The sequence below is a fragment of the Lactiplantibacillus xiangfangensis genome, from assembly GCF_001438845.1.
Lineage (GTDB): Bacteria > Bacillota > Bacilli > Lactobacillales > Lactobacillaceae > Lactiplantibacillus > Lactiplantibacillus xiangfangensis.
Window position 1 is genome coordinate 76,655 of sequence record NZ_JQCL01000055.1, and the last position, 13,989, is coordinate 90,643.

Below are 13,989 nucleotides of genomic sequence, written 5' to 3' on the forward strand. Positions count from 1 at the left end.
GGTTTAAGACGTCACAATTACTTGCTCGTGTCTTGTTCTTGCATTTGTTTTTCAAGATCACTGATTGAGTAAACCCCATCAGCAACGTTGCCAACTTCCTTAGGCTTGATATGACGATAAATCGGCATACCAGTCCCGGCAGGAATAATCTTACCAATGATAACATTTTCCTTAAGACCGATCAGTGGATCGTTCTTACCACGGATAGCAGCATCGGTTAAGACCCGTGTCGTTTCTTGGAATGAAGCCGCTGATAAGAAACTGTTCGTTTCAAGGGCAGCCTTAGTAATCCCCAAGATAACTGGACGAGACGTTGCAGGAATACCGCCGGCAATCAAGGTCTTGTAGTTTTCGTCCTTGAAGTCCGCAATATCCATTAAGGTCCCTGGCAAGACGTCGGTATCGCCCGGATCCATGACCCGAACTTTACGTAACATCTGACGAATCATGATTTCAACGTGCTTATCGCCAATTTCAACCCCTTGCATCCGGTAAACCCGTTGGACTTCACGGAGCAAGTAGTTTTCAGTTGATAAGACGTCGCGTACTTGAATCAATTGCTTAGGATCGATTGACCCAACGTTCAAGGCAGCACCACGGTGAATAAAGTCGCCTTCACTAACCGCCATCCGTGCTGTCAACGGTAAAGTATAAGTCCGGGTATCAGTTTCACCCTTAACCGTAACTTCCTTCGTCCGTTCAGCTGGGTTTTCTTCGATCGATTGAACTGTCCCAGTAACTTCGGTAATTTCGGCACGACCTTTAGGATTACGTGATTCAACAATTTCTTGCACACGTGGTAACCCTTGGGTAATATCGTCTCCGGCAACACCACCAGTATGGAAAGTCCGCATGGTAAGTTGAGTACCGGGTTCACCGATTGATTGAGCGGCAACCGTACCAACGGCTTCGCCGACTTCAACTTCGTCACCAGTAGCCATGTTACGGCCGTAACAGTGTTCACAAACCCCATGTTTCGTGTTGCAAGTAAAGGCTGAACGAATCGTTACTTCAGTCACACCAGCATCAACGATCTTTTGGGCTAATTCTTCGTCGATCATAACGTTGTTACCAACGATTTCATCATGAGTTTCAGGATCGAAGACCGTCTTCATCGTGTAACGACCTAAAATCCGGTCGTACAATGGTTCGATGACTTCGTTGCCATCCATGATGGCACTGATCCGTAAACCACGGTCAGTCCCACAATCCTTTTCACGCACGATAACATCTTGGGCAACGTCGACCAAACGACGAGTCAAGTAACCTGAGTTGGCAGTCTTCAAGGCCGTATCGGTCATACCTTTACGGGCCCCATGGGTAGAAATAAACATTTCCAAGACAGACAAACCTTCACGGAAGTTAGACAAGATAGGCAATTCCATGATCTTCCCGTTAGGGGCGGCCATCAAACCACGCATACCAGCTAATTGAGTAAAGTTTGAGATGTTACCACGGGCACCAGAATCACTCATCATGAAGATAGGGTTATCTGGACTGAAACTTTCAACCAGTTTTTGTTGAATTTGGTCCTTAGCGTCGTTCCAGACACCAATGACCCGTTCATAACGTTCGTCATCGGTAATTAAACCACGACGGAACTGTTTTGAAATCGTGTTAACTTGCTTATGGGCAGCGTCGATGATTGCTGGCTTTTCTTTTAAGTCGGTAATATCGGCAACCCCAACCGTCAAACCAGACTTAGTTGAAATGTTGTAACCTAAGTCCTTCATGCGGTCAAGCAAGAGTGACGTTGCCGTCACGTGATATTGTTTGTAAACTTCGGCGATAATATCAGCCAAGAAGCCCTTCTTAAATGGCATCAAAAGTTCTTGTCCATCTAAGAATTGATGAATATCTTCACCAGGCTTCAAGAAGTACCGATCCGGAGTCCCATCAATCAAGTTATCGTTGGTTGGTTCGTTCAAGTAAGGGAACTTGTTAGGCAAAATGTTGTTAAAGATTGCCTTACCAACCGTCGTTACCAAGATTTCTGATTTTTGTTCGTCAGTAAATGGCTTTTCAGGCATTGATGAGGCTTGAAGACCAATCCGGGTGTGCATGTGCACGTAACCAGCTTGGTAAGCTTTTTGAGCTTCGTTCAAGTCTTTAAAGATCATCCCTTCGCCTTCACGACCAACTTCTTCAGTCGTCAAGTAGTAGTTACCGATAACCATATCTTGAGATGGCGTAACAACGGGTTTCCCGTCCTTAGGCGCCAAAATATGGTGGGCAGCTAACATTAATAGCCGTGCTTCAGCTTGCGCCTCATCTGATAAAGGCAAGTGAATGGCCATTTGGTCCCCATCGAAATCGGCGTTGTAAGCTTCACAAGCCAATGGATGTAACCGCATCGCTTTACCACTAACCAAGACAGGTTCAAACGCTTGAATCCCTAAACGGTGAAGCGTAGGGGCCCGGTTCAACAGAACGGGATGTTCCTTGATGACGTCTTCTAAGACGCCCCAAACATCATCGTCTGCCCGTTCGATCTTACGCTTAGCGTTCTTAATGTTAGAAGCTAATTCACGTTTAACCAATTCTTTCATAATGAACGGCTTGAATAATTCCAACGCCATTTGACGAGGAAGACCCATTTGGTTCATCTTCAAGAAAGGACCAACGTCGATAACGGAACGACCAGAATAGTCAACCCGCTTACCAAGTAAGTTTTGACGGAACCGACCTTGCTTCCCTTTCAACATGTGTGAAAGAGACTTCAATGGACGGTTACCAGGACCGGCAACGGGACGGCCACGCCGACCGTTATCGATCAAGGCATCAACGGCTTCTTGGAGCATCCGCTTTTCGTTTTGAACAATAATACCAGGGGCATTTAAGTCCAATAAACGCTTCAAACGGTTGTTACGGTTGATTACCCGACGGTACAAATCGTTCAAGTCAGAAGTGGCGAAACGGCCACCTTCCAATTGAACCATTGGCCGAAGATCCGGTGGGATAACCGGGATAGCATCCATTACCATCCAAGCTGGTTCATTACCAGACGTAATGAAAGCTTCAACGATATCAAGCCGACGAACGGCTCGCGTCCGTTTTTGACCTGAAGCTTCCTTCAAGGCTTCCTTCAAATCACGCGCTTCTTTTTCAAGATCCACGTTATTTAATAAGCGCTTGATGGCTTCAGCACCCATTTCAGCATCAAATTCATTGCCGTATTGGGCTTTCTTTTCACGGTATTCACGTTCTGAAAGCAATTGCTTCTTTTCAAGTGGCGTATTACCAGATTCGATAACGACGTATGAAGCGAAGTAAATGATTTCTTCAAGTGCACGGGGGCTCATGTCTAACACTAAGCCCATCCGGCTAGGGATACCCTTAAAGTACCAGATGTGTGTCACTGGTGCGGCGAGTTCGATATGACCCATCCGTTCACGACGAACTTTAGAACGGGTTACTTCGACCCCACACCGGTCACAGACGATACCCTTATAACGAATCCGTTTGTATTTACCACAAGCACATTCCCAATCCTTAGTAGGACCGAAAATCCGTTCGTCAAACAGACCGTCTTTTTCAGGTTTCAATGTCCGGTAGTTAATGGTTTCCGGCTTTTTGACTTCGCCATATGACCAGCTGCGGATCTTGTCTGGTGATGCCAGACCGATCTGCATGCTTTCAAACTTGTTGACATCGATCAAAGGACCGACCTCCCTTTTTATTGATTATCCTGGTGCGCGTTCGTTGTCGCTTCAGTCGTTGTACTGTCAGTCTTAGCTGACTTATCAGCGGCCTTTTGTTGTTGTTCTTGTTGGAATTTGCTTAGGGCATCCACGTTAACGACTTCATCGTCGTCATCGTCCATGTCACGCAATTCAATTTCTTTATCTTCAGCATCTAGAACCTTCATATCAAGGCCTAATGCTTGTAATTCTTTAACCAGCACGCGGAATGATTCCGGCACACCTGGCTTAGGAATTGGTTCGCCCTTAACGATGGCTTCATAGGTCTTAACACGACCAACCACGTCATCGGACTTGTAAGTCAAGATTTCTTGAAGGGTGTAGGCTGCCCCGTACGCTTCAAGTGCCCAAACTTCCATTTCACCAAACCGTTGCCCACCAAATTGCGCTTTCCCACCAAGTGGTTGTTGCGTAACTAATGAGTAAGGTCCAATAGAACGAGCATGGATCTTATCATCGACCATGTGACTAAGTTTCATATAGTGCATGACCCCAACGGCAATTCGCTTGTCGAAAGGTTCACCGGTCCGACCATCGTAGACGATTGACTTACCGTCTTCGTCGACACCGGCTTCACGAACAGCTTTCCAAATATCGGAATCGCGGGCCCCATCAAAGACGGGGGTTGCCATGTGGATACCGAGCTTACGTGCGGCCATCCCCAAATGCAATTCCAAAACTTGTCCAATGTTCATACGTGAAGGCACACCCATGGGACTCAACATGATATCGATTGGCGTACCATCTGGCATGTAAGGCATGTCTTCTTGAGGAACCACGATTGAAACGGTCCCTTTGTTACCATGCCGTCCGGCCATCTTGTCACCAACTTGGATCTTACGTTTTTGCGCGATGTAGACCCGAACCATCATGTTAACACCAGGAGAAAGTTCATCACCGTTTTCACGCGTGAAGATCTTAACATCCTGGATAATTCCGCCGCCACCATGAGGAACCCGAAGTGAGGTATCACGGACTTCACGGGCCTTTTCACCAAAGATTGCGTGTAATAAACGTTCTTCAGCTGATAATTCCGTAACCCCTTTAGGCGTTACCTTACCAACTAAAATGTCGCCATCTTTAACTTCGGCACCGATCCGGATAATCCCGTCTTCGTCCAAGTTCTTCAAAGCATCTTCCCCAACGTTAGGGATTTCGCGAGTCATTTCTTCAGGTCCAAGCTTCGTATCCCGTGCTTCTGATTCATATTCTTCAATATGAATTGAAGTATAAACATCTTCGCGAACTAAACGTTCGTTAATGATGATGGCATCTTCGAAGTTGTAACCATTCCAAGTCATGAAGGCAACTAATGGGTTTTGACCTAAGGCTAATTCCCCGCCTTCCATGGCTGGCCCATCGGCTAAGACTTCGTCATTGTCAACGTGATCGCCGACTTTAACGATTGGCCGTTGGTTGTAGTTCTTACCACCGTTTGAACGGCGGAACTTCATTAATTTGTAAGTGTCTAATGAACCATCGTCACGCCGAACACGTACTTCACGTGCGTCAACGTATTCAACAGTCCCGTCATGACGACAGATCAAAGCGATCCCAGAGTCATGCGCCGCTTTATATTCGATCCCAGTCCCGATTAAAGGCGCGTGTGGATCAACCAGCGGAACAGCTTGCCGTTGCATGTTGGCACCCATTAAGGCACGGTTAGAGTCATCGTTTTCCAAGAAAGGAATACATGCCGTAGCGACGGCAACCACTTGTTTAGGTGAAACGTCCATGTAATCGACATTTTCGATTGACGTTTCCAAGTTTTCTTCCTTTTCACGGGCCAAAACAGTGTCATCAACGAATGAACCATCATCGTTTAATGGTGAGTTCGCTTGCGCAATAACAAATTGGTCTTCTTCGTCGGCTGCCAAGTAATCGATCTTGTCGGTAACCTTATGAGTTGTCCAATCGACACGACGGTAAGGCGTTTCGATGAACCCATAACGGTTAACCTTGGCGTAAGAAGCCAAACTGTTAATCAAACCAATGTTAGGGCCTTCAGGAGTTTCGATTGGGCACATCCGACCGTAGTGGGTATAGTGCACATCACGAACTTCATATCCGGCACGATCACGAGTCAAACCACCAGGTCCTAAGGCTGATAAACGACGCTTATGCGTTAATTCACCTAATGGGTTGGTTTGATCCATGAATTGTGACAATTGTGATGAACCAAAGAATTCTTTGATTGAGGCAACCACTGGACGAATGTTGATCAATTGTTGTGGCGTTACCGTCGCAGCGTCTTGAATGGACATCCGTTCACGCACAACCCGTTCCATCCGGGATAACCCGATCCGGAATTGGTTTTGCAAGAGTTCACCGACAGAACGAATCCGACGGTTACCCAAGTGATCAATATCATCAGTCGTTCCAAGACCTTCTTGTAAGTTAAAGAAGTAGTTAATGGAAGCAATGATATCAGCAGGCACAATGTGCTTGAACTTCAAATCAATGTTGGCATTACCAATCACATTGAGCACCTTTTCAGGGTCATTTTGTGAATAAACTTTAACCACTTGTAAGACCATTGGGTTGGTTACAACTGATTCATCAGAAGGCGTGTAAGTAATCGTCTTGAAATCATCACGTTCCAAGTATGGTGCTAACTTAGCCATGACGTTCTTGTCGATGACGTCGCCCTTTTGTGCAATAACTTCACCAGTGTCAGGATCGGCTAAGGTTTCAGCTAAGGTCAGACCAGTTAAACGGGTCTTCATACTTAACTTCTTGTTAACCTTGTAACGACCAACTGGTGCAAAGTCATAACGCTTTGGATCAAAGAAGCGTGCAGTTAACAAACTCCGTGAACTGTCAGCGGTCTTTGGTTCACCAGGACGTAGCCGTTCGTAGATATCCTTTAAGGATTCTTCGACACGGGAATCGTCGGTGTTCTTGTGCACGTCTTTTTCCAACGTGTTCATCAAGCTGTCAGTTTCACCCAACATATCGATGATATCGTCGTCAGAACCGAAACCTAAGGCCCGAACTAATTCCGTTAAAGGAATCTTCCGAGTCCGGTCAATCCGAACGTACGCAATGTTTTTAGCATCGGTTTCTAATTCAAGCCAAGCCCCACGGTTAGGAATAACGGTGGTACCGTAGCTTGGACGGCCGTTTTTATCTAATTCTTCATTGAAGTAAACGCCGGGTGAACGAACCAATTGTGAAACAATGACCCGTTCGGCACCGTTAATAATGAACGTCCCTTGTTCAGTCATTAATGGAAAATCACCGAAGAATACGTCTTGCGATTTGATTTCACCAGTTTCATGGTTAGTCAAACGTAAGGTAACATGCAATGGTGCCGAGTAGTTGGCATCATGTTCACGAGCTTCTTCGACGGTGTACTTTGGTTCTAATAGTTGATAGTCGACAAATTCAAGTGAAAGTTTCCCTGCGAAATCGTCGATTGGCATAATATCTTCAAACATTTCCCGGAGACCTTCATCCAAGAACCATTGATATGAATCGGTCTGGATTTCGATCAAGTTAGGCAAATCAAGAACTTCTTTGATACGCGCATAACTTCTACGGGTACGGTGTTTACCGTATTTTACTAAATGTCCGGCCAAGTTGTTCACCCCTTCTTATTATTCCGGAACCCGGTCGCCACCCAATTAAATATTACATTTGTGTTACAAATGCAGTTTTAATCGAATTTTGAGCATAAAAAAACCAAAAATAGCCATTTAAGTTAACTATTTTTGGAATATTATTAACGAACCGCGCAGACAATAGATTGCGCTGTTGTTCGAGTTCACGGTTACAGACAAGTTATAATATACCGCTCACTGGCAGCATTGTCAAGCTAGCGAACCGTATTTTCAAGTTAATCTACCGGGGATTGTGCGACACCGTAAAGAATCATCTTCAACAGTGTCTGCACCCGGGTTCGTTCATCAGCATTGGGGTCCCCAATGCGGTGAAAGCTGTTAAATAACGGGCTTAAACTCGTTAAATAAAAGTTAGCGGCCATCTGCGGCGTCACATCAGCACGCAGCTGCATACCGGGCTGTTCAAAGACAGCTTGAATCGGGCGGGCATAGTCGGTAGCAAAGACCCCCGCTAATTCCCGAATATGCTCACGTGACAGCGCCTTGAAGCTCGTATGAATCAACGTAAAGACGTCCGCTGGATGTTTATGCGTCAGTAACATCGAGACGTCCGTCAATTGATCAAGTGGCGACTCACGATTTTTTAAGATCGCTTCAATTCCACTTTTGATCTCCGCGCCAACCGTATTGATTACCGCGAGAAAAATCACTTCTTTATCTTTGAAATGATGATATAAAGCGGGCTGCGTAATCCCAATTGCGTTGGCAATATCCCGCGTACTCGTGGCCGCGTAGCCGTTTTTTAAAAACAGCTCCCGTGACGTATCCAAAATTGCTTGGTGGGTTTTTGCCAACTGTTCTGCGCGCGTCACCATTCCATCATCTTCTTTCCCGTATTTCGACTTTCTTTTATCTATTATAATTTACACCAATCAGCCGCTATAAACAAAGTAAGTCTCATTGAACGCTTTGAAACTGGCTCAAATAGCGCAATCCGGGACAAGACTCAAAAAGTCATTCAGAAATATTCGATACTTCTGAATGACTTTTCCTATTATTATGGTCGAAACGTGTGCTAAAGGGCAGTTTGCTCCGCTTAACCCGAAATCAGCGACCATTCCAAGTCCAGGAATAACCGCTGATTTCACGTTAATGCTCACAAACTAATCGCCTTTTGTCGCACTCTATTTAATCATTATTATTTTGCAGAAACCGTTGAACGGCCATCCGCTTTAGGCTGATTCTTAACGTTGATGGTAATGGCACCCTTTGAGGCACCAACGGTCACAACGTCAGTCGCTTTCACATCACCAGCTAAGAGTTCTTCACTCAAGCGGTCTTCAATCTCAGTTTGTAGTGCCCGGCGAATTGGCCGTGCCCCGTATTCTGGATCAAACCCGGCTTTAGCGACAACATCAATGGCCGCTGGCGTGATCTTCAAGTGGATATCTTGTTGTGCGACCCGGTCGACGATTTCCTTAGACATCAACTTCACGATTTCGTGGAGTTGTTCCTTGTTCAATGAATGGAACACGATGGTTTCATCGATCCGGTTCAAGAACTCTGGACGGAACGTCTGTTTTAAGGTTGCCCGAATCGTAGCGGCTACGGCATTGTAGTCGTTAGCCCGGTCAGTGGCCCCAAACCCAACGGACTTTTCGTCCCGTAAGGTCGTTGCCCCTAAGTTCGACGTCATAATTAAAATGGTGTTACGGAAGTCAACTTTACGACCCTTAGAATCGGTCAAGTAACCATCATCCAATACTTGTAACAAGATGTTAAAGACGTCTGGATGGGCCTTTTCAACTTCATCAAAGAGTACGACTGAGTAAGGCTTTTGACGAACCTTTTCAGTTAATTGACCACCTTCGTCGTAACCCACGTAACCTGGCGCTGAACCAATCAGGCGGCTCGTTGAGTAACGTTCCATGTATTCAGACATATCAATCCGAATCATGTTGTCTTCCGACCCAAACATTGCAGCGGCTAAGGCCTTAGCAAGTTCAGTCTTCCCAACCCCGGTTGGTCCTAAGAACATAAAGGAACCAATTGGCCGGCTTGGATCTTTCAACCCACTCCGTGCCCGACGAATTGCCCGTGCAACCGCAGAAACGGCTTCCGGTTGACCAACGACCCGTTCATGCAAAATCTTTTCCAAGTTAACTAAGCGTTCACTTTCAGATTTTTGCAACTGTGTCAACGGCACGCCAGTCCATTCAGCAACGACCTGGGCAATATCTTCGCCCGTGACGTTCAAGCTGTAACGAGGGCCATCCCCATTAGCAGCTTCTTCTTCACGGTTAGCTTCGATCTTGTCAACCCTGGTCTTCAACTGCATTTCCTGTTTACGGATATCAGCCGCTTTTTCGAAGTCTTGCGATTCAATCGCAGCTTCTTTTTCTGCCCGCAGTTTAGTCAATTTATCCTGATTCTTAGTCAGTTTGTTTGGCTTGTCCATTTGGTCGATTCGAACTTTAGCAGACGCTTCATCCATTAAATCAATGGCCTTATCTGGTAAGAAGCGGTCGCTGATGTAACGGCTAGATAACTTCACCGCTTGGTCCACTGCTTCATCAGTGATATTAACGTGATGATGGTCTTCATAACGAGGACGTAAGCCTTGTAAAATTTCTACGGCTTCATCTTCACTAGGTTCGTTGACCATGACCGTCGCAAACCGCCGTTCTAAGGCGGCGTCTGATTCAATGTACTTTTGGTATTCGTTTAACGTTGTAGCCCCAATGGTTTGAAGTTCGCCACGGGCTAACGCTGGCTTCAAGATGTTAGAAGCATCAATCGCCCCTTCAGCACCACCAGCACCAATCAACGTGTGTAATTCATCAATAAATAGGATGACGTGACCATCGTTGTAAATTTCATCGATCACTTTCTTCAAACGATCTTCGAATTCACCACGATACTTGGTCCCAGCCACTAATGACCCCATATCGAGCATCATTAGGCGCTTGTCCGCCATGTCACTAGGCACATCCCCAGCCACGATCTTTTGGGCTAAGCCCTCAGCAATCGCCGTTTTACCAACCCCTGGTTCACCAATCAGAACCGGGTTATTTTTCGTCCGCCGTGATAGGATCTGAATGACCCGTTTGACTTCTTTAGAGCGGCCAACAACGGGATCCATTTCCTTTTCACTAGCTAGTTGTGTGAGGTCGCGGGCTAAGGAATCCAAAGTTGGGGTTCCTTCAGCCTTTTTACCACCACGCACTTGCGCGTTGCCCTTACGTTTGCCCATGGCGTCACTAACGCCGAGCTTACGTAAAACGACCTTACGCGTTTGCGCTAAATCTAAGTTCAAATTCATTAAGATTCGCGAGGACAGGATGCTTTCATCGGATAACATGGCCAGCAGCAAATGTTCCGTCCCAATCTTATTGGCACCTAAACGTTTGGCTTCATCACCAGCGACCGACAAAATTTCTTTGGCCTTGGGTGAGTATGGCAAATAGGTATCCTTGCCGACATTGCTTAAAGTGCCGTAACCCGTGAAGCGTTCGATTTCTTCTCGAATATCGTCTTCACTCACGGCGTACTGTTGTAAAACCTTATTAGCAATCCCATTCTTCTCAATGGCTAAAGCCAACAATAAATGTTCCGTGCCAACGGCCTGATGTTTGAAATACTTCGCCTGTTCTTGGGCTAAAACTAGGACACTCTTGGCACTTGGGGTAAATAGGTTATCCATTGCGATTCCTCGCTTTCTTTAACTTTCGTAACGCAGATGATTTAAAATTCCAATGATAATACGCGCTCGCAGACTGTTTTCCAAGTCATGATCGTCAACCGCTAAGGTATTGCGATCCGTGGCAACCAGTATTAACTGAGCTTCCCTGCGATTTAACACGTTGTCTTCATATAAGCTTTGCACGACCGCATAGGCATCCCGTTGTGTTATTGAATCACCAATCACTTGAATGAGGGTGTCCAAAACATCGGCATCATCCAACAAATTAACCTTTTCAATCCGAATGTAGCCACCGCCACCGCGTTTACTTTCAACTAAGTAACCGTTTTGAATCGTAAACCGGGTCTTAATGACGTAGTTAATCTGGGAAGGTACCACATTAAAAAGGTCGGCAATTTCTGAACGCCGGATTTCAACGTGCTCTGCGTCCGCCAAAATACTTTTTAAATACTTCTCAATAATGTCGGAGATATTTTGACTTTGCATGTGCTTCACCCTTTTCGTTATCTTTGACTAATATTGACTATTATTATACGAGGATAATCGAAAAAAGCAAAGAATTTCACTTAAAGCGCATACTACCGCGGTCTCTACGGTTGTTTCAGCATAGCACGCTCACTACCTACTTTCAATTGTTTGGACTGGTTTAGCAGCGTTTTATCCGAAAAAAATGGTCAAGTCATGTTAATCTGTTTTTCGTCGCTATTAGAATTAGTGTTACGTTAATAACGTCAACGTTTTGGTGCCCCGGGAAGCGGCGACATACCGGCGATTCTGTCCCACTTGTGGCTCACTGTAAAACGTCGCGTGCCAATCATAAATAATGGCATGATCAAACTCTAGTCCTTTGGCAACGGCTAACGGCAAAATGTTCAAACCAGGTTGAACCGTTTTGGGTGCTTCGGGCGTTAGTAGCTGTGCCGTTGGAAACTGCCGCGCCAGCTTCTCAGCCCCGGACATGGTTGGCGCAATCAAGCCGATACTTTGACTCATCGTTGGGAGTAAGGTGGCCAAAACATTTTCTAAATCAGCTAACGGCAAGGTCCGTGGTGTCTTGCCGATTGATTGTACCGCTTGTAAGTCGGTCCAATCACCCGCAAATTGCGCGAAGAACTGCGTAATGGCACCGGTCGCCCGGTAACTGGTATTGAGTGTTAAAGTTACTGACGCGTCAAAAAAGGCCGCAATATCAGGTGCCTGGCCGATCAAACGCTGACGGTGGTCCCCAACGATTGTCACTTGGGCAGCTGAGAATAATTTGGTTAGCATCAGCCACACGTCGGGATCATAGTCTTGGGCCTCATCAATGAACAATCCCTTGGTCGTCGTTTGTTGATAATTAGTGATGCAAATCAGTAGGTAAAGCCGATCATAGGCCGTTAAACCGGACAACTGCCACTGTTTGGCTAATTGATCCCAGTCTAACCAAGTTGCAACGTCCGCGGGCAGTTGTCGGGTGGCCTGTAGCCAGCGCCAAGCTGCTTGCAACCGCTTGTTCAGGCTGTCCGTCGACGCCGTTTGCGCATAGGCCGTTGGATTCAATCCGGCTGGCGTCACTTGCGATGGTCGCGCCAACAATTTAGCCAATTGCGGTAAATGGTTACCAGCTAATGACGTAATGGTCAAGCCAAACCGTTTCCCAACGGCCTGCATTAATTTTAAATAAGTGGCCGTGAGCGGCTCCGCTTCGCCCAAGGCCGGTAACACCCCGCGGATATAGCGACTAAAGGCCGTATTCGGCGTTAAAATCAAAATATCCGCTGGGGTCCAATCCTGCCGATGACGGTAAAGCTGATAGGCCACACGTTGTAGTAAGACGGACGTTTTACCGCTCCCCGCAACCCCGTCAACGAGTAAAACGCGGTGCTGTGCTTCACGAATGATGGCGTTTTGTGATTGCTGAATCGTGGCGGTAATTTCTTGCAAGCCACCGCTGCGATCAGTCGCCAAAACGGCCAATAACAACGGATCACCAATGGCCGTTTGCGTCTCAATCACCTGGTGTAACTGGTCGTAATCGATAATAAACTGCTGTCGGTTTAAAACAGTAACCGGAATGGTGCGACCGTTGGCTTGATAACTCGTTGCTCCCGTCCGATTAGCGTAATAAGTGTCGGCAACCGGGGCACGCCAATTGTAGACCAAATCAGTTCCGTGTTCGTCCACGTAACCGACTTTCCCCAAGTAAAACGCTTCTGGCACACTATCGCCGTAATCAAGGTCGAGTTTAGCAAAATAGGCCTGCGGTAATAAAAGTCGGGCATGTTCTAGCCGAACCTCGGCCGTGTGATAGCGGGCATTCAACGTGTCGATTTGGCGGCTATTAGTCTCGATACTGGCAAAAGAATCCAAGGTCTCCGTATAAGACCCTAAATCCAAATGTCCATCCGTACTCAACTGTTGTTGAACCGTCCGAGCCTCCGTCGTTAAGGCAGCTAGTTGGGCCGTTAAGGCAGTAATGTCAGTCGTCAGTTGATGATACAATCCCTGTAAATGTGCTTGTTCCGTCGTCATCAGCAACACCTCCGACGACCTAGTTTACACGCTTTGGTTAAAATTAATAGTCTGTTTTTTAGGGTGACGACCATGGTATAATAGTAGTGGGGATAAAGCAATACATATCAAATGACCTGATTGCGGGCACGTCAACGTGGCTCGCAATCAGGTCATTTTGTACTATTGTATATCATCCATTTGAGCGCACAAAAAAACTCAATCAACGAATTGACCGAGTTAATTGGTTTAGTCGTAATCGGGAAAACAGGATTTGAACCTGCGACCCCTACGTCCCGAACGTAGTGCTCTACCAAGCTGAGCTACTTCCCGTTAAAAGATTAAATAAAAAGCCCTAGTTAAAAAACTAAGACTGTGAATTTCGATCGGGAAAACAGGATTCGAACCTGCGACCCCCTGGTCCCAAACCAGGTGCTCTACCAAGCTGAGCTATTTCCCGATACTATGTAACGATGCACCCAGTAGGAGTCGAACCTACAACCTTCTGATTCGTAGTCAGACACTCTAT

General features: G+C 46.3%; 6 protein-coding genes and 2 tRNA genes. All 8 read right to left on the reverse strand.

The genetic code is table 11. The features are described 5' to 3' along the window. Nucleotides 1-17: 17 nt before the first annotated feature. The gene (rpoC, locus tag IV64_RS05305) at nucleotides 18-3,659 is read right to left on the reverse strand and encodes a DNA-directed RNA polymerase subunit beta' (protein ID WP_057706103.1); all 3,642 of its coding nucleotides are present in this window, start codon (nucleotides 3,657-3,659) and stop codon (nucleotides 18-20) included. Nucleotides 3,660-3,676: 17 nt separating this feature from the next. Then, complete coding sequence (gene rpoB, locus IV64_RS05310) at nucleotides 3,677-7,291, reverse strand: DNA-directed RNA polymerase subunit beta (protein ID WP_057706104.1); 3,615 nt, start codon at nucleotides 7,289-7,291, stop codon at nucleotides 3,677-3,679. Nucleotides 7,292-7,539: 248 nt separating this feature from the next. Then, nucleotides 7,540-8,139, reverse strand: a complete 600-nt coding sequence (locus tag IV64_RS05315; protein WP_057706105.1) for a TetR/AcrR family transcriptional regulator — start codon at nucleotides 8,137-8,139, stop codon at nucleotides 7,540-7,542. Nucleotides 8,140-8,462: 323 nt separating this feature from the next. Further along, nucleotides 8,463-10,967 carry an ATP-dependent Clp protease ATP-binding subunit gene (locus tag IV64_RS05320; protein WP_057706106.1) on the reverse strand — a complete coding sequence of 835 codons (2,505 nt, stop codon included), beginning with the start codon at nucleotides 10,965-10,967 and terminating at the stop codon, nucleotides 8,463-8,465. Nucleotides 10,968-10,985: 18 nt separating this feature from the next. Then, nucleotides 10,986-11,453: a CtsR family transcriptional regulator gene (locus tag IV64_RS05325; protein ID WP_057706107.1), complete on the reverse strand. Its 468-nt coding sequence runs from the start codon at nucleotides 11,451-11,453 to the stop codon at nucleotides 10,986-10,988. A gap of 231 nt (nucleotides 11,454-11,684) precedes the next feature. Further along, a complete protein-coding gene (locus IV64_RS05330; RefSeq protein WP_057706108.1) occupies nucleotides 11,685-13,481 on the reverse strand; it encodes a UvrD-helicase domain-containing protein in 1,797 nt (598 codons plus the stop codon). A 238-nt stretch (nucleotides 13,482-13,719) separates the two neighbouring features. Next, nucleotides 13,720-13,793, reverse strand: a tRNA-Pro gene (locus IV64_RS05335). 53 nt (nucleotides 13,794-13,846) lie between these two features. Continuing rightward, nucleotides 13,847-13,920: transfer RNA gene (locus IV64_RS05340), tRNA-Pro, on the reverse strand. Nucleotides 13,921-13,989: the final 69 nt, after the last annotated feature.